Source organism: Streptomyces sp. NPDC014727, from assembly GCF_043083485.1.
Classification (GTDB): Bacteria; Actinomycetota; Actinomycetes; order Streptomycetales; family Streptomycetaceae; genus Streptomyces.
The window spans coordinates 85,407-109,848 of record NZ_JBIBYR010000011.1 but is presented as its reverse complement, the minus strand read 5'-3'; the positions used below and the strand labels follow the sequence as shown (position 1 = coordinate 109,848).

The 24,442-nt window shown below is 71.6% G+C and carries 22 protein-coding genes and 4 pseudogenes; 10 read left to right on the top strand and 16 right to left on the bottom strand.

Annotation, left to right across the window (positions count from 1 at the left end; genetic code table 11):
• The first annotated feature begins 2 nt into the window (after positions 1-2).
• On the top strand, positions 3-614 hold the full coding sequence (locus ACF1B9_RS19140; protein WP_391740369.1) for a hypothetical protein: 612 nt from the start codon (positions 3-5) through the stop codon (positions 612-614).
• Positions 615-659: 45 nt separating this feature from the next.
• On the opposite strand, the gene soxR is transcribed toward ACF1B9_RS19140, so the two are convergent.
• Positions 660-1,133 (bottom strand): redox-sensitive transcriptional activator SoxR, encoded by a 474-nt coding sequence (gene soxR, locus ACF1B9_RS19135; RefSeq protein ID WP_391740370.1) that lies wholly within the window; start codon positions 1,131-1,133, stop codon positions 660-662.
• 126 nt (positions 1,134-1,259) lie between these two features.
• On the opposite strand from soxR, the gene ACF1B9_RS19130 reads away from it, so the two are divergent.
• Entirely contained in the window at positions 1,260-1,721 is a 462-nt protein-coding gene (locus ACF1B9_RS19130) for a MaoC family dehydratase (RefSeq protein ID WP_391740371.1), read from the top strand.
• A gap of 37 nt (positions 1,722-1,758) precedes the next feature.
• On the opposite strand, the gene ACF1B9_RS19125 is transcribed toward ACF1B9_RS19130, so the two are convergent.
• A complete protein-coding gene (locus tag ACF1B9_RS19125) occupies positions 1,759-2,382 on the bottom strand; it encodes a TetR/AcrR family transcriptional regulator (RefSeq protein WP_391740372.1) in 624 nt (207 codons plus the stop codon).
• Between the two features lie 81 nt (positions 2,383-2,463).
• The gene (locus tag ACF1B9_RS19120; RefSeq protein ID WP_376208682.1) at positions 2,464-2,754 is read right to left on the bottom strand and encodes a YiaA/YiaB family inner membrane protein; all 291 of its coding nucleotides are present in this window, start codon (positions 2,752-2,754) and stop codon (positions 2,464-2,466) included.
• A 148-nt stretch (positions 2,755-2,902) separates the two neighbouring features.
• Between ACF1B9_RS19120 and ACF1B9_RS19115 the strand changes: the two genes are divergently transcribed.
• The 3 genes from ACF1B9_RS19115 to ACF1B9_RS19105 are packed head-to-tail and all read left to right on the top strand — an operon-like array spanning position 2,903 to position 5,332.
• Positions 2,903-3,577 (top strand): TetR/AcrR family transcriptional regulator, encoded by a 675-nt coding sequence (locus ACF1B9_RS19115; RefSeq protein ID WP_391740373.1) that lies wholly within the window; start codon positions 2,903-2,905, stop codon positions 3,575-3,577.
• A gap of 15 nt (positions 3,578-3,592) precedes the next feature.
• Positions 3,593-4,315, top strand: coding sequence for an ArsR/SmtB family transcription factor (locus tag ACF1B9_RS19110; RefSeq protein ID WP_391740374.1), 723 nt, complete (start codon positions 3,593-3,595; stop codon positions 4,313-4,315).
• Between the two features lie 33 nt (positions 4,316-4,348).
• Positions 4,349-5,332 (top strand): DMT family transporter, encoded by a 984-nt coding sequence (locus tag ACF1B9_RS19105; protein ID WP_391740375.1) that lies wholly within the window; start codon positions 4,349-4,351, stop codon positions 5,330-5,332.
• A 414-nt stretch (positions 5,333-5,746) separates the two neighbouring features.
• On the opposite strand, the pseudogene ACF1B9_RS19100 reads toward ACF1B9_RS19105, so the two are convergent.
• The 9 genes and pseudogenes from ACF1B9_RS19100 to ACF1B9_RS19060 all read right to left on the bottom strand — a co-directional run bounded on the left by ACF1B9_RS19100 (position 5,747) and on the right by ACF1B9_RS19060 (position 15,909).
• A pseudogene (locus ACF1B9_RS19100) lies at positions 5,747-6,416 on the bottom strand (alcohol dehydrogenase catalytic domain-containing protein).
• Between the two features lie 47 nt (positions 6,417-6,463).
• Positions 6,464-7,858 (bottom strand): annotated as a pseudogene (locus ACF1B9_RS19095) (aldehyde dehydrogenase family protein).
• Positions 7,859-8,127: 269 nt separating this feature from the next.
• On the bottom strand, positions 8,128-10,014 hold the full coding sequence (locus ACF1B9_RS19090; protein ID WP_376208694.1) for an ABC transporter ATP-binding protein: 1,887 nt from the start codon (positions 10,012-10,014) through the stop codon (positions 8,128-8,130).
• 175 nt (positions 10,015-10,189) lie between these two features.
• A pseudogene (locus ACF1B9_RS19085) lies at positions 10,190-10,441 on the bottom strand (sugar ABC transporter ATP-binding protein); the annotation flags it as partial.
• 176 nt (positions 10,442-10,617) lie between these two features.
• Positions 10,618-10,905 (bottom strand): annotated as a pseudogene (locus ACF1B9_RS19080) (molybdopterin dinucleotide binding domain-containing protein); the annotation flags it as partial.
• A 6-nt stretch (positions 10,906-10,911) separates the two neighbouring features.
• Entirely contained in the window at positions 10,912-11,532 is a 621-nt protein-coding gene (locus tag ACF1B9_RS19075; protein ID WP_376208789.1) for a TetR family transcriptional regulator, read from the bottom strand.
• A gap of 50 nt (positions 11,533-11,582) precedes the next feature.
• Entirely contained in the window at positions 11,583-12,866 is a 1,284-nt protein-coding gene (locus ACF1B9_RS19070) for a hypothetical protein (RefSeq protein ID WP_391740376.1), read from the bottom strand.
• Positions 12,863-13,732 carry a hypothetical protein gene (locus ACF1B9_RS19065; protein ID WP_391740377.1) on the bottom strand — a complete coding sequence of 290 codons (870 nt, stop codon included), beginning with the start codon at positions 13,730-13,732 and terminating at the stop codon, positions 12,863-12,865. Before ACF1B9_RS19065 ends, ACF1B9_RS19070 begins: the two co-directional genes overlap by 4 nt.
• The gene (locus tag ACF1B9_RS19060; RefSeq protein WP_391740378.1) at positions 13,729-15,909 is read right to left on the bottom strand and encodes a right-handed parallel beta-helix repeat-containing protein; all 2,181 of its coding nucleotides are present in this window, start codon (positions 15,907-15,909) and stop codon (positions 13,729-13,731) included. The genes ACF1B9_RS19065 and ACF1B9_RS19060 overlap by 4 nt, the downstream gene beginning before the upstream one ends.
• A 122-nt stretch (positions 15,910-16,031) precedes the next feature.
• Here ACF1B9_RS19060 and hmgA point away from each other — a divergent pair, with 122 nt between their 5' ends.
• The 3 genes from hmgA to ACF1B9_RS19045 all read left to right on the top strand — a co-directional run bounded on the left by hmgA (position 16,032) and on the right by ACF1B9_RS19045 (position 19,496).
• Positions 16,032-17,360, top strand: coding sequence for a homogentisate 1,2-dioxygenase (gene hmgA / locus ACF1B9_RS19055; RefSeq protein ID WP_391740379.1), 1,329 nt, complete (start codon positions 16,032-16,034; stop codon positions 17,358-17,360).
• A gap of 83 nt (positions 17,361-17,443) precedes the next feature.
• A complete protein-coding gene (locus ACF1B9_RS19050) occupies positions 17,444-18,211 on the top strand; it encodes a GntR family transcriptional regulator (RefSeq protein ID WP_391740380.1) in 768 nt (255 codons plus the stop codon).
• A 61-nt stretch (positions 18,212-18,272) separates the two neighbouring features.
• On the top strand, positions 18,273-19,496 hold the full coding sequence (locus tag ACF1B9_RS19045; RefSeq protein WP_391740381.1) for a type ISP restriction/modification enzyme: 1,224 nt from the start codon (positions 18,273-18,275) through the stop codon (positions 19,494-19,496).
• Positions 19,497-19,517: 21 nt separating this feature from the next.
• Here ACF1B9_RS19045 and ACF1B9_RS19040 read toward each other — a convergent pair whose 3' ends face one another.
• Complete coding sequence (locus ACF1B9_RS19040; RefSeq protein WP_391740382.1) at positions 19,518-20,225, bottom strand: TetR/AcrR family transcriptional regulator; 708 nt, start codon at positions 20,223-20,225, stop codon at positions 19,518-19,520.
• A 64-nt stretch (positions 20,226-20,289) separates the two neighbouring features.
• Here ACF1B9_RS19040 and ACF1B9_RS19035 point away from each other — a divergent pair, with 64 nt between their 5' ends.
• Complete coding sequence (locus ACF1B9_RS19035) at positions 20,290-21,267, top strand: ATP-binding cassette domain-containing protein (protein ID WP_391740383.1); 978 nt, start codon at positions 20,290-20,292, stop codon at positions 21,265-21,267.
• Positions 21,268-21,338: 71 nt separating this feature from the next.
• The gene (locus ACF1B9_RS19030) at positions 21,339-22,091 is read left to right on the top strand and encodes an ABC transporter permease (protein WP_351074910.1); all 753 of its coding nucleotides are present in this window, start codon (positions 21,339-21,341) and stop codon (positions 22,089-22,091) included.
• A gap of 16 nt (positions 22,092-22,107) precedes the next feature.
• On the opposite strand, the gene ACF1B9_RS19025 is transcribed toward ACF1B9_RS19030, so the two are convergent.
• From ACF1B9_RS19025 to ACF1B9_RS19015, 3 genes are all read right to left on the bottom strand, one after another.
• Positions 22,108-22,716, bottom strand: coding sequence for a TetR/AcrR family transcriptional regulator (locus ACF1B9_RS19025; RefSeq protein ID WP_391740384.1), 609 nt, complete (start codon positions 22,714-22,716; stop codon positions 22,108-22,110).
• A 218-nt stretch (positions 22,717-22,934) separates the two neighbouring features.
• Positions 22,935-23,198: a hypothetical protein gene (locus tag ACF1B9_RS19020; protein ID WP_391740385.1), complete on the bottom strand. Its 264-nt coding sequence runs from the start codon at positions 23,196-23,198 to the stop codon at positions 22,935-22,937.
• A 270-nt stretch (positions 23,199-23,468) separates the two neighbouring features.
• On the bottom strand, positions 23,469-24,278 hold the full coding sequence (locus tag ACF1B9_RS19015) for an SGNH/GDSL hydrolase family protein (RefSeq protein ID WP_391740386.1): 810 nt from the start codon (positions 24,276-24,278) through the stop codon (positions 23,469-23,471).
• Between the last annotated feature and the right edge of the window lie 164 nt (positions 24,279-24,442).

Genomic DNA, 24,442 nt, shown 5'->3' with positions numbered 1-24,442 from the left:
CAATGGCCGGATTCCGGAGTCTTGCGAGACAGGTCCGCGATCCGCGGGGCGACCTGGCGCTGCGACGGTATTCGCTGCGCAAGTGCCTGGAGAGGTTCGCCCCTTATGGGCATCGGGCGACCTGGGACCACCTGTGCGTCCGGCACGGGATCGAACCCGAGGACCGGTCCCCCGATCCCGCGCGACTGGTGCGCGCGCTGGACGAGCTGGAGGCGGCGCGGGCCGTCTGGCTCGGATACGAGGCGGGGTTCGCCGAGCGCCGCAGGCGGGAGAAGCACGAAGGACTGCGCAGGCCCGGTGCGTTCGACGACTGGCACCGGCGCACCTGGGGCGGGTACGGGGTCGCGCGCTGCGAGGACCCGACGGTTCACCCCTCGGCACCCCTCGCCGAGGTTCTCGGCCGGCTGATCGCCGCCCTGGAGTCGGAGCCGGGGACGGTCTGCCCGGTGTGCGCGGGCGCCGAGATCACCTGGCGGCCGGACCTGCGGTCCGAGCCGTGGTCGGGGCCGGTCTGTGCGGGGTGCGGGATCCTGGTGCCGCAGCCGGTGCTCGCGCCGGGGGCGCTGCGGAAGGCCCGGAACGCGCGACACCGGGACCTGGCGTCGGCGGCGTGACGGGCGGCGGGAGCGTCCGGCGCCCGATGGGGCGGGCCCGCGCCGCTACCGGGAGTCGGCCGACGGACGCTCCGGCATCAGGCGCGAGCCGCTGATCCGCCGGCCCGACACGTCGTTCGGGTTGGAGAGCACACAGTTCTCCAGCGACAGGCAGCCGCAGCCGATGCAGTCGGTGAGGTGATCCCGAAGCCGGCCCAACTGCTCGATACGCTCGTCCAGTTCGGAGCGCCACGCAGCCGAGAGCCGCGCCCAGTCGTCGCGGTTCGGGGTGCGCTCCTCCGGGAGTTCGGCGAGGGCGTCCCGGATGGTGGCGAGCGGGATTCCGACCCGCTGGGCCGCCCGGACGAACGCGACCCTGCGCAGCGCGTCCCTGGTGTAGCGGCGCTGATTGCCACTGGTGCGGCGGCTGCTGATCAGGCCCTTGGCCTCGTAGAAGTGCAGGGCCGAAACGGCGGCCCCGCTTCGCGCGGAGAGCTGGCCGACCGTGAGTTCATGGAGTGTCTGTGGGATCTGGGGCACCCCTCCCACCCTACGTGCCCACCCCGGCCGGTCCGTCGTTGACAGGAACGCACCCGGCAATCATGCTGAGCAAGCGCTTGGACAGGCATGCGACGCCGGATGGCCGAGAGCTGGAAGGGCAGGGACATGGCAGAGCCGAGGATCTTCACGTCCGCACAGGAGCTGCGCGACGGAGTGGGCGAGCAACTGGGCCACAGCGAGTGGCTGGAGATCGAGCAGAAGAGGATCGACCTCTTCGCCGAGGCCACGGGCGACCACCAGTGGATCCACGTGGACCCGGAGCGGGCCGCGACCGGGCCGTTCGGCACGACGATCGCGCACGGCTACCTCACGCTCTCGCTGCTGCCGGCCCTGGTGCCGCAGATCATGCGGGTCGAGGGCATGAAGATGGGCATCAACTACGGGACGAACAAGGTCCGCTTCCCGTCCCCCGTGCCCGTGGGCTCCCGGCTGCGCGCGACGGCCGTCCTGAGGAGCGTCGAGGAGGCCGGGGGCGGTGTGCAGGTCACCGCCGTCGTCACGGTCGAGCGCGAGGGCGGCGACAAGCCGGTGTGCGTGGCCGAGTCGGTGTCGCGCTACTACTTCTGAGCCGCGCTCCCGCTTCCGACGACGCGACCGGTCGGCGTCACCGCTCGGCGGCGACCATGCGCAGCACGAGGCCGGCGTACAGCTCACCGACCTCGTCCGGCGTCCGGCTGCCCTGCGCGTTGAACCAGCGCGCCACATCGATGCAGAGCGAGAGCACCGCGAGCGTGGTGCCCGGGATGTCGGGGACGTCGAACTCCCCGGCCCGCACGCCCTCGCTGATGATCCGGCGCACCACGGCGTCGCTCCTGCGGCGCAGCTCGACGATCTCGGCGCGGTGCTCCTCGCCGAGGGCGTCGAGCTCGTACTGGACCACGCGGGCCGTGGTGTGCCGCTCGGCGTGCCAGCGGACGAAGGACCGCACGGCCTCGGCCAGCCGCTCGGCGGCCGTGCCGTCGCCGTCGGCGGCGGCCTCCAGGACGAACAGTGCACGGTCGTGACCGATCCTGCTGATCCGGTGGAGCAGCTCTTCCTTCGTCTTGTAGTGGATGTAGAGCGCGGCGGGACTCATCCCCGCCCGGCCGGCGATGTCACGGGTGGTGGTGGCGTGGTAGCCGCGCTCGGCGAAGGCGTCGACGGCGGCGACGAGGAGCCGCCTGGCCGCCTCGGGTGTCACCTCGGCCCACGGCGCGCTGCCGCCGTCGGTCTCCTCCGCCGTGCTCATCGTCACTCGCCCCTCTCATCAGCAGGACGAACACCATACCCCGAACCTGAGCAAGCGCTTAGAGCCTGCCCGGCGGGATCGTCAGAGCTTCTGGAAGGGATCGTGCTCGGCGAGGATCTTCTCCAGCCGGGCCTGGTCGACCCGGCTGACGATCCGCCCCGCCTCCTGACGGTCACGGATGACCTTGGCCAGGGTGAAGCAGGAGGTGACGAGGTAGAGGACGCCGATCGCGAGGAATCCGCGGACCCAGGCGTCGGCGTCCAGGAAGTAGATACCGAGGGCCACCGCGGCCATCGCCACCCCGAAGGACGCGACGGCCTGACCGTAGAAGGCCGCGGTGCTCTGCTGCTTGACCGATGTTGTCTCACTCATGGCGCCCAGCATCGGCCGACGTGGTGTGCGCCACATCCGTCCCCGTACTCAGTCCGGTACTCAGACTCCCGTTCGACGAAACGGCCGGGAGCCGAGGGGCTCAGAAGGCGGAGACCCCCGTCAGCGACGCAGGCCTACTATGTGCCGCATGGCCCGACCGCGCAAGCCCCTGCTCAGCAGAGACCGGATCGTCGAGACGGCGAGCGCACTCGTGGACTCCGAGGGGCTCGACGCCGTCTCCACCCGTCGGCTCGCCGCCGAACTCGGGGTCAGCGGACCCTCGCTCTACAACCACTTCCGCAACAAGGACAAGATCCTGGACGCGGTCGCGGACGCCGTTTCCGCCCAGGTCGATCTGTCGATGTTCGACGCGTCGGACACCCGCGACTGGCGCGCCGCCCTGCACGACTGGGCCGTCTCGTATCGTGCGGCGCTCGCCGAGCACCCGCACATCGTCCCGGTGCTCGCCCAGGGGCCCGGCCGGCGCCCGGCCGGGCTGCGGGTCGCCGACGCGGTCTTCGGCGCCATGGTGCGGGCGGGCTGGCCGCCCGCCCAGGCGACGCACATCGGAGCCCTCATGCGTTACTTCATCACCGGCTCGGCCCTCGGTTCGTTCGCCCGCGGCTTCGTCGACGACGAGACGGCGTACGACCCGGCCGACTATCCGCACCTCGGTCAGGCCCACCTGCTGGCCGAACGCCGCCAGAAGGTCGACGAGGGGGCGTTCGAGACCGGGCTGCGGGCCCTGATCGACGGGCTCTCCCTCCAGTACGAGCAGCTCGCGATCGCCGGGACCGTTCGGCCGGCACCGAAGCGTTCCTGACGCATCCTGGTAAACATGGCACGCATGGCACATCCCGACCCGGCCGCGCCCCGGCTCGCCGCCCTGGCCGCGCTTCTCGCCGACGAGACCCGCGCCACCTTCTGCCTGGCCCTGCTCGACGGCCGCGCCTGGACCGCGGGCGAGCTGGCCAGGCACGCCTCGGTGGCACCGTCCACCGCCAGTGAACATCTCGGCAAGCTCGTCGCGGGCGGGCTGCTGGCCGAGGAGCGCCAGGGCCGCCACCGCTATCTGCGGCTCGCCGACGAGCGGACCGCGCATCTCGTCGAGGATCTGGCGGCCCAGGCGGTCCCCGGCTCCACGGCCGAGCGGCCGCGCTCCCTGAGCGCGAGCGGCGCGGGCAGCGCGCTGGCCCGCGGACGCACCTGTTACGACCATCTCGCGGGCCGCATCGGCATCGCGATCGCCGATGCCATGACCGAACGAGGGCTGCTGGAGCAGGACAACGGCTTCGCGCTCACCGACGACGGCCTCGGCTGGTTCGACGCACGGGGCATCGCACTGGAACCGAGAACGCGGCGTCCGCTCGTACGGAGCTGTCTGGACTGGACGGAGCGCAGGCCGCACCTGGCGGGCGTCGCGGGCGCCGCGCTGTGCCGGCACGTGCTGGACTCCGGCTGGTGCGTCCGGATCGGGTCCGGGCGCGCGGTGAAGGCGACACCGGCCGGGGAACGGGCGCTGTACGAACACCTCGGCATCCAGGCGGCAACAATTCGGTAGGGGCCGAATGGTCGCTGCCCTACGGTCGGCTCCATGACGACGACACCCGACCCGACGACGACACCCTCGACACCCCGTGACTGGCGGGCCCCCGCCGCGGCCTGCACCACCGTGCTGCTCTGGGCCTCCGCCTTCGTCTCCATCCGCAGCGCCGGCGAGGCGTACTCGCCCGGCGCGCTCGCGCTCGGCCGGCTGCTCACGGGCTCCCTGGCGCTCGGCGCGCTCCTGCTGCTACGACGCGAGGGAATACCGCCGCGGGCCGCCTGGCCCGGGATCCTGAAGTCCGGACTGCTCTGGTTCGGCCTCTACATGGTGCTCCTCAACTGGGGTGAGCAGCAGGTCGACGCGGGCACGGCCGCGATGGTGGTGAACATCGGTCCGCTCCTGATCGCGCTGCTCGGTGCCAGGATGCTCGGGGAGGCGCTGTCCGGCAGGCTGCTGACGGGGATGGCCGTGTCGTTCGCGGGCGCCGCGGTGGTCGGGCTCTCGATGTCCGGGCACGGGAGGGCGTCGGTGCTCGGCGTGGTGCTCTGCCTGCTGGCCGCGGTGGCGTGCGCCCTGGGAGTGGTCGGCCAGAAGCCCGCGCTGCAATACGGCTCCGCGCTGCAGATCACCACATTCGGCTGCCTGGTCGGAGCCGTCGGCTGCCTGCCGTTCGCCGGCGCGCTGGTCTCCGACGTGGCCGAAGCACCCCTGTCCGCCACCCTCAACATGGTCTACCTGGGCCTCTTCCCGACCGCGCTGGCGTTCACCACCTGGGCCTACGCACTCGCCAGGACCACCGCGGGACGGATGGGCGCCACCACCTACGCGGTGCCCGCCCTGGTGGTGCTGATGTCCTGGCTGCTGCTGGACGAGGTACCGGCGCCGCTGACCGTCGGCGGGGGTCTGCTCTGCCTGGCCGGGGTGGCTGTCTCCCGGCTGCGTACGCGGACCGACCTGACGCGGAAGATTCCGGCGCGGCCGGTGGAGGGACGCCGACATGACGCGGAGCGCCAAGGAACCGGCCGGCCGTAGGAGGACGAAGAACCGGCCCGCCGACGGCCGCGAAGCCGTGCGGGACGCCCTCGCCGAGGCGGCCCGCCACGGCGGCGCGGGGCTGCACGGCTTCACCGTGGCCGACAGCGGTGACGACGGTCCGGTCCTCGTGACACCCGGGGCCGGGCCGGGGACGCCTGGCGCGAGGACTACTCGTACGACAACAAGCTCGGCCGGAAGGCGTACGAAACGTCCGAACGCGCCCTGCAGGCGACCACCCGCACGTGCAGAACATGCGGTGACAGTGCGCTCGCAGCCGTCGAAGTCACCCGAGGCCACGACGCCCACCGTGATTTCGGAACCTCGTGCGAGGATCCGCAGCCCGCAGACGCAGCGGACTCCGGCCGAGGGCGGGCGTCCGTCCGCCCCACGACTCGGAACACGGAACCGGGCTCAGAACACCACGAGCGCGCGACCGCCCCTGCCCTCGATCATGTGGTCGAAGGCCGTGGGCATGCCGTCCAGCGCGATCCGCTCGGTGACCATCATGGACAGGTCGAATCTGCCCGCCCGGATGTGTTCGGCGAGGACCGGCAGGTCACGGGCCGGATCGCTGTTCCCGTACACAGAACCTGTCAGCGACCGGCCCCAGTGGAAGATCTCCAGGGCGTTGAAGGACACCAGTTGGTCCTCGCCGCTTCGCGGCGACGACGGTCTCCTCGGCGAACGCGGCCACGTTCAGGCCGGGATGGAGCGCGGTGCCGTCGGCGGTACGGGCATGGATGCCCGCCGCACCGGACAGGGCGTCGGCGCAGAGCCAGACCTCACCGATCCCACAGTGGTGACACCTTCCGTAGGAGGGCGCCCAGTTGAGCACGATCCCGTCGCCGGGTGCGACATGGGTGACGTCCGCACCGACCGAGACGACGGTGCCCGCGCCCTCATGCCCGAGGACGGCGGGTACGGGCACCCGCATGGTGCCGTCGGACAGCGAGAGGTCGGAGTGGCAGACCCCCACGGCGGCGAGACGGACACGCACCTGGCCGGGGCCGGGCTCCGGGAGTTCGATGTCGGTGATCTCCAGGGGAGCTCCGACGGCGGGCAGTACGGCGGCGCGGACCACGAACGGGCTCCTTGACGGTCGGCAGCGAGCGAGCAGGGTCGGGAAGGTCAGAACTGGAAGGACTTGGTCTGCAGGTACTCCGCGAGCCCGTGCGAACCGAGTTCGCGGCCCACGCCGGACTGCTTGTACCCGCCGAAGGGGGCCAGCGGATTGAACCGGCCGCCGTTGATGTCGACCTGCCCGGTGTCCATCCGGCGGGCGAACGCGACGGCCGTCGCGTCGTCGGCGGCCCAGACGGCGCCCGCGAGGCCGTACACCGTGCCGTTGGCGATCCGGAGTGCGTCGTCCTCGTCCTCGTACTTCAGGATCGAGACGACCGGGCCGAAGATCTCCTCCTGGGCGATGGTCATCTCCGGGGTGACGTCGGCGAACACGGTGGGCCTGACGAAGTAGCCCTGTTCGCAGGGGGCTTCGGGTCCGCCTGCGACCAGGCGGGCGCCCTCCTCGATGCCCTTCGCGATGTAACCGCGCACCCGGGCCTGCTGCTTGGCATTGACGACGGGGCCGATCCGCTCCCCCGGCACGTACTTGGCGACGGCGGTGGCGGCGAGCGCGACGGCCTCCTCGTAGCGCTCGCTGTCGACCAGCATCCGGGTCCAGGCGCTGCACGTCTGGCCGGAGTTGGACATCACGTTGGCGACGCCCACATGGACCGCCCTGGCCAGATCGGCGGAGGGCAGGATGACGTTGGCCGACTTGCCGCCGAGCTCCAGGGCGACGCGCTTGACCGCGCCGCCCGCGGTGGCGCCGATCTGCTTCCCGACGGTGGTGGAGCCGGTGAAGGAGACCAGGTCGACGTCCTCGTGCGCTGCGAGGGCCTGTCCGGCTACCGGGCCGAGGCCGGTGACGAGGTTGAAGACACCTGCGGGCAGACCGGCCTCCTCGGTGGCCTCCGCGAAGAGCTGGGCGGTGAGCGGGGTGTCCTCGGCCGGCTTGAGGACGATCGTGCATCCCGCGGCGAGTGCGGGTGCGACCTTGGCGACGATCTGGTGCAGCGGGTAGTTCCACGGGGTGATGGCCCCGACGACACCGACGGGCTCCAGCAGGACGGTGGAGTTGCCGTGCTTCTCCTCGAAGGCGTACGAGGCGGCCAGCTCCGCTTACGAACCGGCGACCAGGACCGGCAGACCCACGTGCACCGTGCGCGACAGTTGGAGCGGGGAGCCCAGTTCGGCGGTGACCGTCTCCGCGATCTCGTCCTGGCGGGCGGCCAGCACGTCGCGCAGGGCCCCGATCCGCGCGGCGCGCTCGGCGGGTGCGGTGGCGGCCCAGGCGGGGAGAGCGGCGCGGGCGGCCCGTACCGCGGCGTCGACGTCCTCGGCCGTTCCCGCCGGGACATGGGCGATGACCTGTTCGTCCGCCGGATTCACGACCGCGATCGTGTCCCGTCCCGCGGCGGGCCGCCAGGTCCCGTCGATGTACATGCCGTCGTGGGCCTTCATGGCTGTTCCTCCCGGACACGGATTGCGGACGGTGTCACCCGCGCCCAAACTAGCGCCGTTAGTTTTCGGGCGCCAGGGACGCCCGCCATGTGAGGCCCGGCGATGCGCACCCGGTGTGCGTCGCGCGGCTCGCCAGTACCGCGGTGACGAGCTCCTCCCGGCGTCCGGGACGGGGATCGGTCCGCCTTCGCGCGGCCGGCGCCGGGCGCGGGTCCCGGCACCGGCCTTCTCGACACCGCCGCGGGCGCGGTGGGCGACGGCGGCCGCGGTCAGCCGAGCTCCGCGGGCTCCGCGCCGGGGCTCTCGAACTGGGTGCGGTACAGCTCCTCGTAGCGTCCACCCGCCGCGAGGAGTTCTTCGTGGGTTCCCCGCTCCGTGATCTGGCCGTTCTCGACGACCAGGATCAGGTCGGCCGCCCGTACGGTGGAGAGCCGGTGGGCGATCACGATCGCGGTACGTCCGGCCAGCGCTTCGGTCAGCGCCTCCTGCACCGCGGCCTCGGAGGTGTTGTCCAGGTGGGCGGTGGCCTCGTCGAGGATGACGACGCGCTGGCGGGCCAGGAGCAGCCGGGCGATCGTCAGCCGCTGGCGTTCGCCGCCGGAGAGCCGGTAGCCGCGTTCACCGACGACGGTGTCGAGCCCGTCGGGCAGCGAGGCGACCAGACCGTCCAGGCGCGAGCGGCGCAGCGCGTCCCAGAGGTCCTCCTCGGTGGCTTCGGGCCGGGCGAGCAGGAGGTTGGCGCGGACCGACTCGTGGAAGAGATGGCCGTCCTGCGTGACCATGCCGAGGGTGTCGCGCAGGGTGTCGGCGGACAGATCACGCACGTCGATACCGCCGATGCGCACGGAACCCTCGTCCGTGTCGTACAGGCGCGGCAGCAGTTGCGCGATCGTCGACTTGCCCGCGCCGGACGAGCCGACGAGCGCCACCGTCTGGCCCGGCTCGGCGCGGAAGGAGACCCCGCGCAGCACTTCGCCGCCGCCGCGGGTGTCGAGGGTCGCGACGTCTTCGAGCGAGGCGAGGGAGACCTTGTCCGCGGACGGGTAGCCGAACCGGACCTGGTCGAACTCCACGGCCACCGGGCCCTGAGGGACCGTCCGCGCGTCCGGCTTCTGGTCGATGAGCGGCTTGAGGTCGAGGACCTCGAAGACCCGCTCGAAGCTGACGAGGGCGCTCATCACCTCGACGCGTGCCCCGGCGAGGGAGGTGAGCGGCGCGTACAGCCGGGTCAGCAGCAGGGCGAGGGCGACGACCGCCCCCGCGTCCAGTTGCCCGCGCAGCGCGTAGAACCCGCCGAGCCCGTAGACGAGGGCGAGCGCCAGCGCGGACACCAGAGTGAGGGCGGTGATGAACGCGGACTGGGCCATGGCCGTGCGCACCCCGATGTCGCGCACCCGGCCCGCTCTGGCGGCGAACTCGGCGGATTCGTCGGCGGGCCGGCCGAAGAGCTTGATCAGTGTGGCGCCGGGTGCGGAGAAGCGCTCGGTCATCCGGGTTCCCATCGCGGCGTTGTGCGCCGCCGCCTCGCGCTGGAGCCGCGCCATCCGGGCACCCATGCGGCGCGCGGGCAGTACGAACACCGGCAGCAGCACCAGCGCGAGCACGGTGATCTGCCAGGAGATGGAGAGCATGACACCGAGGGTGAGAAGCAGCGTCACGACATTGCTGACGACGCCGGACAGGGTGTTGCTGAAGGCGCGTTGGGCTCCGATGACGTCGTTGTTGAGGCGGCTGACGAGCGCGCCGGTGCGGGTGCGGGTGAAGAACGCGATCGGCATGCGCTGCACATGGTCGAAGACGGCGGTGCGCAGATCCAGGATCAGCCCTTCGCCGAGGTTGGCCGAGAGCCACCGGCCGACCAGGCCGAGCGCCGCCTCCGCCACGGCGATCACGGCGATGAGCAGGGACAGCCGAGTGACGGTGCCCCCTTCCTTTCCGGCCACGATCGCGTTCACGACGCGGCCGGCCAGGATCGGGGTGGCGACCGCGAGCAGCGCCGTCGCCACGCTCAGGACCAGGAAGAGGGCGACCCGGCGCCGGTGCGGTCGGGCAAACGCGGCGATGCGCCGCAGGGTGGCTCGGTCGAAGGGGCGTCGGTCCGCTTGCGCGTTCATGACGTTGTGGAGCTGCGTCCACGCGGTGGCTTCCATGCTCATGGGAGGAACGTACGACCTCCAGTGGACTTGAGGTCAACGCCCGGGTCCGATCGGCTCCCGAGATCCGCTTCCCGAATCCGGGGCACCGGCCAAAGAACGCGGCACCGGGCCCCGCTCGCCGATCCGGCCCGATCCAGCACGATCCGGCACGATCCGGCACGATCCGAAGACCCTGGACGTCGAGACCCGGAACCTCCTTGGGCAGGGGGCAGATCCGGCGGCCGTGGTGGTCGAAGACGTACAGATGGGCCAGATCGACCAGGAGCGGTACCTGTCCGCCGGTGCGCAGCCGCGTGTCGGGGCCGGTACGGACGACGAGGTCGGCTGCCGTGTTCGCGGGGCGGTCCGGGCCTCGGGTGGCGCTCAGGTCGTTCTCCGGGCCGGGCTCGTCGAGGGCGACGGGCCCGCCGATGTACCGCGCGGCCCTCGGGTGGGTGAGCCGGCTTTGTCAGGTGTGGTTCCGGTTCTCCGAGCGCGGTCGACGCCGGGGCACCGGCCCGGCCGGGGCCGCTTCGGCGTTTCGGGCACGCCCGGCGGCGACGGCCGCCGAGACGATCACGGCGAGTGCGCCCGTATGCGCCATGGCGCCGTCCCGCCCGGAGATCACATCCCCGGCGGCGCTCCCGCGGCCTCGGCGGGCGTCACCGTCACCGGGATGCCGTTGAGCACGGCGGTGCCGGAGAGCGGGTCGATCCTGCTGCCGTCGAGGAGCTGGTTGACGTTGACGCCGGGGTGGGCTGCGGCAAGGGACAGCCGGGTGCCGGGGCGGTCGTGCCCCCACCCGTGCGGGAGGCTCACCACTCCGGTCCGTACGCCGTCGTTGATCTCGACCGGTACGGTCACTGCGCCGCCGTCCGACGCGACGGTGGCCGGAGCACCGTCCGCGAGCCCTCCCGGTCAGTCCAGGACCTGGGCCAGGTAGGCCCGGATCAGGACGCGGGTCTCGGCGACGATGGCCCGGTCGCCCGCCGGGTCGGTGCGGAAGGCGAGTTGGAGGAGGGCATCGGCGGCCTCGACGCAGACGAGGACCGTCCGGAGCAGGTCGTCGTCGGGGGCCCGGCCGAGGTGCCCGGAGAGCAGTTCGGTGAGCCGGCCGGCCACCCGGCGGTTGGCTTCACTGGCCGGGTCGTCGTCGGGGGCGGGTGCACCGAAGTCGACGAGCGCGAAACCGGCCACGGAGCGCTTCATCGCCAGGTACTCGTCCAGGACGGCGTCGATGGCGCTGCGCCAGTCGGCGGCCTCGATGGCGGCGAGGCGGGCGGTGATGCGTTCGGCGTAGCTGTCCAGGTTGCGCCGGGCGAGCGCGTCGGTCAGCGCGCGCTTGTTGGAGAAGAACCGGTAGACGGAGCCGATGGGGACCTCGGCGCGAACGGCGACGGCCCGGGTGGACAACTGCTCGTAGCCGGTCTCGTCGAGGAGTTCGGCGCAGGCGTCGAGTATCCGCGCGAGGCGTTCGGCACTGCGCTGCTGCACGGGGGCGCGGCGGAGGTTCGTGTTCGCTTGGGGCACGGGCTCCATCATGCCGTGGGTCTCCTCTGCGGGTGACGGGTCGGTGCGGGGCGCGGCCGTCATGCGATGAGCAGGGAGAGTCCGCCGATGGTGTAGGTGATCATCAGGACCAGCAGCGGGAGTTGCCCCGCGACGGCCCGGCCGGGCGGGAAGAGGCGCACGGACCGGTCGTGGGCGGCGATGACCCCGAGTACGTGCCCCAGGACGATCGCGGCGACCTGGAGCGTGGCGACGCCGCCGGGCCCGAGCGGCGGCTCGGGCGGGAGCGGATTGTCAGTGCCGAATGCCACCATGACTGTACGTGGTCCTTCGGTGACGAAGAGCGTGAAGTAGTGCGCGACGAGATAGCCGAGGGCGATCGGGACGAGCGAGTGCGCGAAGGAGGTGAGGGGGTGGCCGAGTCGGCCGGAGATCAGCCGGGTGGCGCCGGTGCAGAGGGCGTAGAGGGTGGCCACGAGGGCGACGGCGCCCAGGAGCCCGAGCGTGGCGGCGGTGGTGCGGCCCAGGGGCGAGGTCTGGACGGTGGTGATCCAGGAGGGGGCGTCGGAGAAACCGTCGTAGGCGGTGGAGCCGAGCATGACGCAGACGGTGGCGACGAGTCCGGGAATCTGCGGGGTGCCGTCGAGTCCGTTGAACGGGGAGCGGAGCACGAGGCGACGGTCGGTGGTGCGACGGCCGAGCGGGGAGAGCCGGGCGAGCAGTCCCGAGTAGACCTCGAACGCGTCCGCCCGGTCGAACCAGCCGGCGCCGTGCCGGGCGGCGCCGGCGAGGTGGACGGCGACGTAGGGGGAGAGGAAGAGCAGGAGGGTGGTGGTCGACGCGGGGTCGGGGGCGACGAGTTCGAGCCAGGTGAAGGCGAGGAGCCCGGTCGCGGCGGGCCAGAGACCGAGGCGTTCGGGAAGGGGGCGGCCGGCGGCGGGGTCACGGCCGAGCGCGCGGCAGCCGAGGAGGTGGACGGTACGGAGCGGGTTGAGCAGTCGCCAGACGGGGCCGAGCAGGAGTGAGGCGGGGACGAGCCCGACCCAGAGGAGTACGTAGACGGCACCGGGGGCCGGGTTGCGGTCCGGGTCGTCCGGTCCGAGGAGGAGGTGGAGCGTGACGAACGAGGCGGCGGCCAGCCCGAGTACGCGCACGGCGGTACGGGTGGGCCGGGCGTCGGCGAGACGCTGGACGGCGGCCGGGACCGGGCGGCCCGCCCGGTCGCCGCGGAATCGGGAGGCGGACCAGAGCAGGCCGAGCGCGAGGAAGGAGACGAAGAGCGCGGCGAAGGCTCCGGCGAAGGCGTAGAAGGGGGACAGCGGAAGGTCGTGCTGGGCACCGATGCCATGAGCGAGGACGCTCACCGTACGACGAGTTGGGTCAGGAGCAGGTCGGACTCGTGTGTCTCGACCTCGAAGAGCCCGGTGCGGTCGGCGGTGAAGGTGAGGGTGACGGTCTTTCCCGCGGGCAGCCGGGCCTCCTCGTCGTAGCCGTGGACATGGAGGGTGTCGGCGCGGTCGCTGCGGACCCGGAGTTCGACGGTCCGGCCCTTCTCGATCTCGGTGCGGCCGGGGGCCGGGCTGACCCTGCCGTGGGAGACGACGATCTCCAGGGTCGTGTCGGGCCGGGGCGATGCGGGTGGGGACGTTTCGGGACGGGGATCGACGGGGGCGGAGGGCTGTGCGGTGGCGGCGAGGGAAGCGGCGGCCTGGACGGGGGCGGAGCCGACGGCCCAGGCGGTGTGGTCGTCGGCGTAGAGCCGGGCGGTGAGGCCGGTACCGCCACCGGCGCTGCGGACGAGGGAGGCGGGAAGGTGGTACCAGGGGCCGTAGACCCGGGCGAGGGGGCGGCCGTCGAGGAACAGCCGGGCGTGGCCGCGCCCGAGAAGGGCGGCACCGCCCACGCTGTCCGGGGTGAACCGGAAGTTGCGTACGGAGAGATGGACGTTCCACCCGTCCTCGGAGTCCGGCCGCACGGCGATCGTCACCGCGGGGGCACTCTTGGCGTCGACCTGGCGCAGCCGGTGGCCGGAACCGTCGTCGGCCGCCAGGAGCCGGCCGACGCTGCCGCCGGCCTGCTCGTGGCTGGTGCCGGGTTTGTGGTGGGTGGTGGCCCGCCCGCCACAGGCGCTCGCACCGAACGCGAGAACGCCTGCGGTGAGCACGGTGACGGCACGAAAAGCGGTCCGGGTGAACCGGTCGGAACGCCCGTGCCCACGAGGGCGGTTCATGATGCGTCTCCTTCAGGAGCGGACGTCGGGGAGGCGGGTTGCGCCGGGGCCGGGGCACGGCCCGAGCCCCGGGTCGGCAGCGCGCCCGGGTCCGGCACCGCGTCCTGCGCCGAAGGGCCCCTTCCGTCCGACGCACCCGGGCCGCCGTCCGGCGCGCCCCGTTCGCCGTGGCGTTCGTCGCCCCGTTCGCCGTGCCGGGCGGAGGCCACCACGGCCCACACCACCCAGATCACACCGAGCAGTCCACGCACCCAGGCCGGGCTGAGGGGAATCCACGGGATCATGAACACTGCCTTGTCGACGGCGTCGAGCAGGGTGAGCGCCCCCAGGACCACCGTGGTCCAGCCCAGCCAGGGCCGTTCGCCCCGCAGTGCCAGCCCGATCCCCGTCCACCACACGCCGGTCAGCAGCAGGGCCAGCGCGGGCACATGGGTGGAGGCCAGCCCCATGGTCGACCCGGCCACATCCAGTCCGAGGCCGATCGCACCGAGCACCGTGACCACGGTCGCGAGCCGGCTGTCGCGCAGTCTGCGCCACCACAGCACCCCGCCGACCAGCGCGAGCACCACCGCGACCGCCAGCGCCAGCTGCACCTCGATGCGCTCGATGCCCCGTGCTCCGTACCAGTCGCAGCCGGCCGGCAGCCGCCGGGCCTGCACGTTGTAGTCGGCGCAGACCAGCAGTTGGGCGAGTTTGACCGGCTCGCCGACGAGCCGGTCGGTGCGCCCGGACACGGCGCCACGCTCGGATCCGCAGACGGGCAGGGCGCGCGGGGAGGACGGACCGGTGTCGGACTGCCAGCAGTTGCCGTCGCCCTGGCCGTCCCACCACACGTCCGTGCGGTTGGGCCGGGAGTTGCCCGCCCTGTCCGTACCGAGGTGGTTGCCCGCGTACCGGTTGTGGTGGGAGGTGTCCGTCTGCTCGGACAGCGCGTTCTCGCCGCGGATGAAGGCCGGGACCGCGCTCAGGAAGAAGGCGGCGCGTTTCTGACCGTAGATCCAGTTGTTCTCGTACAGATTCCAGTTGCCGCCCGCGGTGATGATGCCGGTGCCCGGCGGCATGGAGATCTGCGGGCAGACGACCCCGTCCTCGTACCCCCGGTCCACGGGCGGCTTGGCGCAGGTGCCGTCAGCGACGTAAGGGTAGTAGTCGGCGTTGTTGTCGTGGATCAGGTTGCGTTCGAAGCGGGCGTGGTTCTGGGGCAGTCCGGGGTGGCCGGGGAAGGCGCTGTCCATCGAGGCGCCGCCCATGTTGTGGTCGAACTCGTTGTCGTGGACGTGGACGGAGTCGCCCGCGGTGCCGGAGTAGCCGACCATGTTGTGGTGGCTGCGGCAGCCGGTGATCTCGATCGAGTAGCGCGGCACCTCGTAGCCGTACCCGTCGTTGATGTTCGACGCGCTGCCGGGGTAGATGCCCGAGTCCCCGTTGCCGTACGACTCGCAGTTCTTGTACAGCCCGTGGTCGCTCGCGAAGGTCAGAAAACCGTATTCGTCGTTCCACCGGGTGAGGACGGAGTCGATGACGAAGCCGTCCTGGGCGAGGACGTACAGGGAGTTGAACGTGGTGCGCTGGGCGGTGAAGTTCCTGAAGTAGACGCCGTCGGAGCCGTCCGCACGGATCGCGTTGAGCTTCTGGTACTTGGCGTCGATGACGACATCCGTGCGCTCGGCGCCCGTCCCCTCGATCTGGAGGTTCTTCTTCCCGAGGATCGCCACCAGGTTCTGGTTGTGCGGGCACCGTGCCTGCTGCGCGTAGGACAGGATCTGGTAGCCGAGTTGGGAGTTGGGCGCCTTCAGCCGGGCGCACTCCCCCGTCGGCTTGGGCAGCGAGGGCTCCTCCTCGTACAGGCCGGGCAGGATCGCGATGTTCATGCCGGGCCTGCCGACCGCGTCGACGGCCTGCTGCAGATGGCGGTAGCCGGACTTCTGGCAGCGGTCGAACAGCTTCAGATTCCGGGACCGCAGCTCCTGCGGAAAGCCGGATATGCGGCGTTCGAAGTCCGCCCGGTCGCTCTTGCAGACCAGCAGATCCGGTTCGCCGGTGCGATACACGGGAACGCTGCCGGTTCCGTCGGGCAGGGTGACCGGTCGTTCCTCGTGCGCCTGGGCGGCCGGAGCCGCGAGGAGGGCGGCGACGAGCGCCGCCAGGACCACCAGGAGTCTTCGTGTCCACGACATGTGCGGGAGAGTAGAGCATTGTTCAACTTTTGGAACCCCCCTGTGCGCCCTGAATACCGTTGACGCGCCCCGTTCCGATTCCTACGGTTGTCCATAGGATTCCTTCGGCACCGGGAGCGCACATGAGCGGCATCGAGCAGGCGAGGAAGACGGCGGAAGGGCTGGAACATTCCGCCGGTTTCGGTAATCAGCACAGCTCACAGGCGGTGCCGGGAGCGCTGCCGATCGGCCGCAACTCACCTCAGCGCGCCCCCCTCGGGCTCTACGCGGAGCAGCTGAGCGGCTCGGCCTTCACCGAACCGCGGGCGCACAACCGCCGTTCCTGGCTCTACCGAATCCGCCCGTCGGCCGCTCATCCGCCGTTCGCCCGCATCGACAACGGGGCGATCCGGACCGCCCCGTTCACCGAATCCGTGCCCGATCCCAACCGGCTGCGCTGGGATCCGCTCCCCGAGCCCGCGCCCGGGACGGACTTCCTGACCGGTCTGTGGACCCTCGGTGGCAACGGCGACGCGACGCAGCGCACCGGCATGGCCGTGCATCTCTACCACGCCAACGCGTCCATGACCGACCGGGTGCTCAGCGATTCGGACGGCGAGCTGCTGATCGTCCCGGAGCGGGGCGGCCTGCTGCTCCGTACCGAACTGGGTCTGCTGCGCGCGGATCCGGGGCACATCGCACTGATCCCGCGCGGCATCCGCTTCCGCGTGGAGCTGCTCGATGCCACCGCCCGCGGTTATGTCTGCGAGAACTACGGCCGGCCGTTCACGCTCCCCGACCTCGGACCGATCGGCGCCAACGGCCTGGCGAACGCGCGGGACTTCCTCGCCCCCGTGGCCGCGTACGAGGACGACGAACGCCCGGTGGAGGTGGTGAACAAGTTCTGCGGGAATCTCTGGTCCGCGACCTATGACCACTCGCCGCTGGATGTGGTCGCCTGGCACGGCAACCACGCTCCGTACGTCTACGATCTGCACCGTTTCAACGTCATCGGCTCGATCAGCTACGACCACCCCGACCCGTCGATCTTCACGGTGCTGACCGCGCCGTCCGACACCCCCGGTCTGGCAGGTGTCGACTTCGTCGTCTTCGCGCCACGCTGGCTGGTCGGCGAGGACACCTTCCGGCCCCCGTATTTCCACCGCAATGTGATGAGCGAGTACATGGGCCTGATCAAGGGCGCGTACGACGCGAAGACGGCCGGCAAGGGCGGTTTCGTCCCGGGCGGTGGCTCGCTGCACAACATGATGTCGGCGCACGGCCCGGACCGGGAGACCTTCGACCGGGCGAGCGGGGCGGAGCTGAAACCGCAGAAGATCGATGACGGTCTCGCCTTCATGTTCGAGACCCGCTGGCCGGTGACGGCGACCGGGCAGGCGGCGACCGCCGGGCATCTGCAGCACGGCTACGACGACGTGTGGCAGGGTCTGAGCCGCAACTTCAGGCCGTAGGCAACGACGCCGCTTCCCGGCCCCCGCGTCGTCGCGGCCACCGTGTCGCAGTACGGAGAGACCAGGTGACCCAGGTGCCTCATATGCCCAAGACGTCCCAGGGGCCCGCCTTCGCTCCTGATTCGCTGGTCCTGAACCGCAAACTGCCGCTCTGGTACCAGGTCTCGCAGTCCTTGCGCGCCTCGATACTGGGGCGCGCCAAGGACGCCTCGGCTCGGCTGCCGACCGAGGAACAGCTCGCCGCACACTACGGCGTCAGCGTGCTGACGATGCGCCAGGCACTCAAGGAGCTGGAGACGGAGGGGCTGATCAGCAGGCACCGGCGGCGCGGCACCTTCATCGAGCCGCGCGCCCGCCGGGTCTCGCCGGTCCGGCTGCTGGGTTCGATCGACGCGATCGTGGCCCAGCAGTCGGGCGAACGGACCGCGGTCCTCAGCCATGGCCCGGTCGCCGTACCGGGCGATCTCACCGAGTACTTCCCCGAGTGCGCGGAGGTGGTCAGCTACCGCAGGCTGCGCCGCGACGGGGACAGCGGTGAGCCCACCAACTGGGCGCAGAACGCGGTGCGTCCCGAGATCGCGGCCCGGCTCGATGTCCGCGATCTCGAACACTGGCCGATGACCAAGGTGCTGCGCGACCGGGTCGGTGTCCGGATCGCGCGCATCACCGACACGGTCGAGGCGCGCCTCGCCGACCCGGTCACGGCCGAACTCCTCCAGGTACCGCTGCTGAGCCCGATCCTGTTCTACACGGGCGTGACGTACGACGAGAGCGGACAGGTGGTGGATGTGGCGCAGATCCGCTACCGGGGCGACCGGTTCTCGTTCTCGGTGACGGTGGAAGCGCACTGACGGCCCGCCCTCCGACGCCGTTACGATGCCAGGGCGGCGTGGCGACGGGGAGGACGACACGGTGGCAGCACAGGCGGCGGCCGGAGCCGGCAGGGACGACGACATCCCGCTGCTCGACGACCTCATGCCATGGTCCGTACGGCCCCTGCGGACCGGTCGCCCCTGGGTGACCGCCCCGGACGCCGGTTCGCTCAAGGCCCGTTGGGAGCGGCTGGTCCGGGCCGAGGCCGCCGAGCGCGAACGGCTGTTCCGGCCCACTCGTTCCCGTACCCCGCAGACCCCGGTGGCGGCGCTTCCTGGGCAGGCCACCGGCACCGGTCGGTTCGCCCGCGAGTCCGGGGCGTGTCCCGAGCCGGTACGGATCCTGCACGGCCCGTTCGACGAACAGTGGCTGATCCCCGACCACCGGCTGATCGATGCCGCCCGTCCCGAGCTGTGGCGGGTCGCCGACGGGCACCAGCTCTTCGCCGTCGAGCACGGGTACGTGCCCCAGGACACCGGGCCCGCCCTGTCCGTGACGGCGCTGCTGCCGGACGGCCATTCCCCCGCCGGCCGGCCGGGCCGGATCCGGCCGCTGTACCGGCGCCCCGGCGGTCTCGAACCCAATCTGGCCCCCGGACTGCTCGCCCTGCTCCGTGACCGCCACGGGGACACGGTCACCGAGCACTCCGTGCTGGCCTGGACGCTCGCGGCGGCCCGCCACTGCCCCGCCGGTTGCGTGGTACCGCTGCCCGCCGACCCGGAGCGCTGGTCGGCGGGGGTGGAGCTGGGGCGGGAACTGCTGCGGCTGGAGCTGCGCGGTGCCCGTGGCGGGGAGCGCCCGCGGCTGCCCGGTGGGCGCCGCCCCTACGTGCGGGCCTCGGTTCCGCCCGCACCGACCGCATTGGGGTACGACCCGGCCGACGAGACGCTCACGCTGGGCACAGGCCGGATCTCGCCCGTGCCGGCCGGGGCCTGGGAGTTCCGGGTCGGCGGGGTCCGGATGCTGGAGCTGTGGTTCGAGCGGCGCGCGGGTGCGCACGCGGCGGACACGGACGCCCTGGAAGCGGTCCGGCCCCGCGTCTGGCCCCAGGAGTGGACCTCGGAGCTGCTGGAACTGATCACCGTGCTCGCGCTGCTCGACGGGCTCCGGCCCCGGCGGGAGGGCCTGGCCGACGGCCCGCGGATCACGGCCGGCGAGCTCCGCGCGGCGGGCGTCCTGCCGGTCCCGGCGGCGGCCCGGCGGCCCGCGTCGGTGCTCGATCACCAGGAGGAGGGCCCTGACGGGCAGTTCGCGCTGCTGTGACGGGGCGCCGGGGGCCGCGCGCTACCGGTCGAAGGAGTCCAGCACCCGGTCGAGCATCCGGTCGAAGACCCCGTCCAGATCGATCGGCCCGGGATCCTCCGCGAACCCCGCGGCGATCCGTGGATACTTCCCGGTCGCGATCCGGCTGACCAGATAGCCGGTGCGCACGGCGTGCTCCTGCTCCTCGGACCAGGGCAGCGACCGGCTGCGCTCCGCCGTGGCGATCTCGTTGGCCACATAGGTGGTGATCACGCCGTTGATCAAGGCGATGAGTTCCATCTTCTCGCCGAACCGTGCGTCGACCCCGTCCAGGCAGCCGAGCGAGTACTCCAGATACCGCAGGGAGTTCGGGCTGAAACCGTACACGGGTGACATCAGCCGGGGCACCCAGGTGTGGCGGTGCATCATCGCGCGGGCCTGATGGGCCAGCGCGACGAGATCGGCGCGCCAGTCGCCGGTGGGCTCCCGGTACTCGTACTCGGCACTGACCGCGTCGAGCATCAGTTCGTACAGGTCCTCCTTGCGTGGCACGTAGTTGTAGAGCGACATCGTGCCGCAGCCCAGCTCCGCCGCCACCTTCCGCATGGAGACCGCGTCGAAGCCCTCCGCGTCGGCGATCCGGACGGCGGCCGCCGCGATGTCGGCGCGGCTGAACGCGGGCCTGGGGCCGCGGCCCGCACGCTCGGGGCGCGCCCAGATCACTTCGGGTACAGCGGGTCGCCCCACCATGGATCATCACCTCGCCCACCATGGTAGTTACGTACACCGTACGTAGTGCGGTACGGTGAGCCCCATGACAACTACGTACGCTGTACTTAGTGAAGGTCTGGAGAAGCGGTACGGCGATGTCCACGCACTGCGCGGGCTCGATCTCGCGGTCGCCGAGGGCACCGTCTGCGGAGTACTGGGGCCGAACGGCGCGGGCAAGACCACCGCGGTCCGGGTTCTCACCACGTTGACCGTGCCGGACGGCGGAAGCGCCCGGGTCGCGGGCCACGACGTGGTGCGCGAGGCGGGCGCGGTGCGCGCGGCGATCGGCGTCACCGGGCAGAGCGCCTCGGTCGACGGCGAACTGTCCGGCCGGCAGAACCTGCGGCTCTTCGCCAAGCTGCTCCGGTTCCGGGGCGATGCCGCGCGCAGCCGGGCCGACGAACTCCTGGACCGCTTCGAACTGGACGACGCCGCCGACCGCCCGGCCCGCACCTACTCCGGCGGGATGCGCCGCCGTCTCGACCTCGCCGCCAGTCTGCTGACCCGGCCGCGGGTGCTCTTCCTGGACGAACCGACCACCGGGCTCGACCCGCACAGCCGCAACCAGATCTGGGCGGCGGTGCGCGAGCTGGCCGGCCTGGGCACCACCGTGCTGCTCACCACGCAGTATCTGGAGGAGGCCGACCGACTGGCCGACGACATCGTGCTGATCGACCGGGGCCGGGCCGCCCACCGCGGCACCCCCGCCGAACTGAAGTCCCGTATCGGCAGCTATGCCGAAGTGGTCGTCACCCATGAGTCGGCGCTGGTCCCGGCGGCAGCCGTCCTCGACCAGCTCACCGGCGCCGCACCGGTGCTCGACCGCGAGCACCGCACCGTGGGCGCCGTCGCGACGGATCTCACGCTCACCCTCCCCCGCATCGTCCGCGAACTCGACGCGGCCGGCGTTCCGCTGGTCGACGCGAGCCTGCGCCCGCCGACGCTCGACGAGGTCTTCCTCCGCCTGACCGGCCGCAACGACGGCCGCACCTCCCCGCCCCTGAAGGAGACGGCAGCATGAGCAGCATCGCACCGGCCCACGAGCCGGCCGTCGCGTCCGCCGCGAGCACCCCGGTCACCGACGCCCTGACCATGCTGGGCCGCCATCTGCAGCGGATCAAGGCCGCGCCGGGCGTCATGATCCTGACCCAGACCATGCCGATCACGATGCTGCTGTTCTTCGGCTACGTGTTCGGCAGCGCGCTGGCCATGCCCGGCCAGGAGTACCGCGCGTTCCTGGTGCCGGGCCTGCTGGCGTCGACGGCGGCCAACGGGATCATGGTCGGAATGTTCCAGGCGTCGCAGGACTGCGACCGCGGAGTGATGGACCGGTTCCGTACGCTGCCGATGAGCCGGACCGCCGTACCGTTCGGCCAGACCGCCGCGGATCTGCTGACCACGGCCATCGGCATGGTTCCGCTGATCCTGGCCGGACTCGCGGTCGGCTGGCGGATCGAGGGCGGCCCGCTCGCCGCTGCGGGCGCCTTCGGGCTGCTGCTGCTTCTCCGGTTCGCCACGTCCTGGCTCGGCTGCTGGCTGGGTCTGCTGATCCGCAACGAGGAGGTGGCCGGCCAGCTGGGCAGTGCCACCTTCATCCTGCCGCTGCTGTCGAGCGCGTACATTCCGACCGACAACCTGCCGGGCTGGCTGCGCACAGTCGCGGAGTGGAACCCGATCAGCGCCATGGCCTCGGCCACCCGCGATCTGTTCGGCAACGCGTCCCCGTCCGCCGACGGCGCCTGGCCGGTCGCCCATCCGGTGGCCGGGACGCTCGCCTGGTCGGCAGTGCTTCTCGCGGTGTTCGTGCCGCTGACCGTACGGCGTTACGCGCGCGGCGGCGAATGACCGCGGCGCACCGCGGTCACCGGGGCAGCGCGCTCGGTCGGTCCAGGGCGCCGAGCAGGCTGATGAAGCTCGACTCCAGGAAGGCGCCGAGCTCCGCCGGACCGTCGGGCCCGTCGGACGGCCAGCTGGTGACGGCCTCCTCGGCGAACGCCATCCAGGCCCTCGCCGCGACCGGCAGCCGCGGCGAGTCGGGCATCCCGAGCCGTCGCTGGGCCTCCTCCACCCGCCGGGCGAGGACGCCTCTGGTGCGCTCGACGATGTCCTCCACCGCCGGCTGACCGGCGGCGGCGCCGCGGACCAGGGCGAGGTACACCTTGCGGTGCTCCAGTACGTACGCCACGAAGCCGGTGATGAACGACCGCAGCCAGGGGACGGGCTCCAGCGAGGAGTCCGGTTCCGTGGCTGCGGCGAAGCCGTCGCACTCCTGCCGCACGACAGCGCGGTAGAAGTCCCGCTTGGAGTCGAAGTAGTGGAAGAGCAGCCCCCGGGAGATACCGGCGCGGCGCGCCACCTCGTCCGTGGAGAGCTCGTCCAGCGACCGGTCGGCGAGCATGTCGAGCCCGATGGCGACCAACTGGGCCCTTCGTTCGTCGGGGCTCAGGCGCGCGGCTCGCTTTTCGGGCATGCGAGCAGTCTAGTAAGTACTTCGGCACCGAATTATTTCGGCATAACGCTCGGCATGGGCCGGATGCCTCGACGAGCACACCGAAGCGCTGCTGCGAGCCCTGGGGATGACGGGAGGGCGGACAGCAGCGCAGTGCCGGGACGGTGCGGCCGCCCGAGCGGGCGGCCCGGCCGGGGAGCCCGAGCAGTGGACCGATGGGGCCGTGACGGGCCGTCGGGTCAGTGGCGGCTGCCGAAGAGCGAGCGGCGCAGTCGGCGCAGCGGCGCGAAGAGCGAGACCCGCGCGCTCCTGCTCCGACGGCTGTGAGCGGCGTCGCGCGAGGTGAGCTCGCGCATCAGCAGTGTCGCCTCCGCCGCCTCCCGCTGCGGGACGGCAGGGCCGCCGAGCACCGCGAGATGGCGGTCGAGGCGCGAGCTCGTCGCACTGCTTCCGCATGTGATGGCAGGCACACGCGGCCTGCTGCGCATCGCTATCTGTTCCATGTCACTCCCCACCCGTACGAGGGCACCCGGCCCGGGCAGGTTAACCCTAACCCCCCGCGACGACACCCGCGCATCCCGGTCGCAGGATTGAGCACACACATACGGAGGTTGACGACCAGCATCCGAATCCGCCCGATTCCAGGGCGAGTTGGACAGAACGGAAGTGATTCGTCCGCGCTGGACCGTCGGCCTGCCGGACGGAGACCCCTGCGGACGGGGGCCTCCTGCCCGCCGGCCTGCCGGACGGGCCCGGCGCATGACGAGCGTGGATCAGGCCGCCGATTTGAGGGCGGGCAGATAGCCGCCCGACTGTCCGGCCGCGGTGGGGTGGTAGGACTCACCGATGTTGAGCCAGTTGAGGCTGTGCAGCCAGGCGTCTCCGGAGCAGATCTCGTGTCCGGTGAACTTCCCCGCGACATCGGCGTAGGTGAAGCCGTGGTCGGCGGCACGCTTGGCGGTCGCCGCGTTCAGGTAGTCGGCGGCACCGTTGATCGCGGTACGCACCTTGTCGCTCAGGCCGACGACGCAACTGCCGCCGATCTTGTAGAAGCGCGGGTACCCGAGGACGACGACGCGGGCGGACGGCGCCTTGGCGCGGATCGCCGAGTACACCGAGTCGAGGTTGCCGGGCAGGGTGGTGTCGACAAAGCTGCGAGCCGTGGCGATCCGGCTGAGGCAGGTGGCCTCCGACTGGAGGACACAGGTGGTCATGACGTCGGAGAAGCCCGCGTCGTTGCCGCCGATGGATATCGAGACGAGGTCGGTCGAGGCGTTCAGGGGGCCGAGCTGACCGGCCTTGACATCACTCGTACGGGCACCCGAGCAAGCGGTGAAGGCGAAGGACGAGGGCGAGTTGGCGGCGGCCCAGAGTGCCGGGTAGGCCTTGGTGCTGCGCTTGCAGTCGCCGCTGGCGCTGTCGTAACTGCCGGACCCGACACCCGAGGAGTACGAGTCGCCGAGTGCGACGTAGTCGACGGCCTGGACGGACGAGGCGGCATCGGCGGTGGCCGCTCCGGTCAGCGCGAGTACGGCACCGAGCAGGACCGATGACGAGAACGCCACGAGTCTGGACATCTTCATGGAACCTCCCTTGGACCGACCGGCAGGATCTCCGCCTGGTCTGCCGAGTCCGTGGTAGCAGCACCTGCACCTCCACCGGAAGTGTCCATGCCAAGTTGATCCAACGAGTTGTCTTACGCGTCCCCCTGAGGACACGTCGGATCCGTGGCCCGACCGTCCGAAGC

Excerpts from the sequence above, each read along its gene's own strand:
- ACF1B9_RS19140 (WP_391740369.1), top strand. The coding sequence starts at position 3 with ATGGCCGGATTCCGGAGTCTTGCGAGACAGGTCCGCGATCCGCGGGGC.
- ACF1B9_RS19130 (WP_391740371.1), top strand. The coding sequence starts at position 1,260 with ATGGCAGAGCCGAGGATCTTCACGTCCGCACAGGAGCTGCGCGACGGA.
- ACF1B9_RS19125 (WP_391740372.1), bottom strand. The coding sequence starts at position 2,382 with ATGAGCACGGCGGAGGAGACCGACGGCGGCAGCGCGCCGTGGGCCGAG.
- ACF1B9_RS19120 (WP_376208682.1), bottom strand. The coding sequence starts at position 2,754 with ATGAGTGAGACAACATCGGTCAAGCAGCAGAGCACCGCGGCCTTCTAC.
- ACF1B9_RS19115 (WP_391740373.1), top strand. The coding sequence starts at position 2,903 with ATGGCCCGACCGCGCAAGCCCCTGCTCAGCAGAGACCGGATCGTCGAG.
- ACF1B9_RS19110 (WP_391740374.1), top strand. The coding sequence starts at position 3,593 with ATGGCACGCATGGCACATCCCGACCCGGCCGCGCCCCGGCTCGCCGCC.
- ACF1B9_RS19105 (WP_391740375.1), top strand. The coding sequence starts at position 4,349 with ATGACGACGACACCCGACCCGACGACGACACCCTCGACACCCCGTGAC.
- ACF1B9_RS19090 (WP_376208694.1), bottom strand. The coding sequence starts at position 10,014 with ATGAGCATGGAAGCCACCGCGTGGACGCAGCTCCACAACGTCATGAAC.
- ACF1B9_RS19075 (WP_376208789.1), bottom strand. The coding sequence starts at position 11,532 with ATGGAGCCCGTGCCCCAAGCGAACACGAACCTCCGCCGCGCCCCCGTG.
- ACF1B9_RS19065 (WP_391740377.1), bottom strand. The coding sequence starts at position 13,732 with ATGAACCGCCCTCGTGGGCACGGGCGTTCCGACCGGTTCACCCGGACC.
- ACF1B9_RS19060 (WP_391740378.1), bottom strand. The coding sequence starts at position 15,909 with ATGTCGTGGACACGAAGACTCCTGGTGGTCCTGGCGGCGCTCGTCGCC.
- hmgA (WP_391740379.1), top strand. The coding sequence starts at position 16,032 with ATGAGCGGCATCGAGCAGGCGAGGAAGACGGCGGAAGGGCTGGAACAT.
- ACF1B9_RS19050 (WP_391740380.1), top strand. The coding sequence starts at position 17,444 with ATGCCCAAGACGTCCCAGGGGCCCGCCTTCGCTCCTGATTCGCTGGTC.
- ACF1B9_RS19040 (WP_391740382.1), bottom strand. The coding sequence starts at position 20,225 with ATGGTGGGGCGACCCGCTGTACCCGAAGTGATCTGGGCGCGCCCCGAG.
- ACF1B9_RS19035 (WP_391740383.1), top strand. The coding sequence starts at position 20,290 with ATGACAACTACGTACGCTGTACTTAGTGAAGGTCTGGAGAAGCGGTAC.
- ACF1B9_RS19030 (WP_351074910.1), top strand. The coding sequence starts at position 21,339 with ATGCTGGGCCGCCATCTGCAGCGGATCAAGGCCGCGCCGGGCGTCATG.
- ACF1B9_RS19025 (WP_391740384.1), bottom strand. The coding sequence starts at position 22,716 with ATGCCCGAAAAGCGAGCCGCGCGCCTGAGCCCCGACGAACGAAGGGCC.
- ACF1B9_RS19020 (WP_391740385.1), bottom strand. The coding sequence starts at position 23,198 with ATGGAACAGATAGCGATGCGCAGCAGGCCGCGTGTGCCTGCCATCACA.
- ACF1B9_RS19015 (WP_391740386.1), bottom strand. The coding sequence starts at position 24,278 with ATGAAGATGTCCAGACTCGTGGCGTTCTCGTCATCGGTCCTGCTCGGT.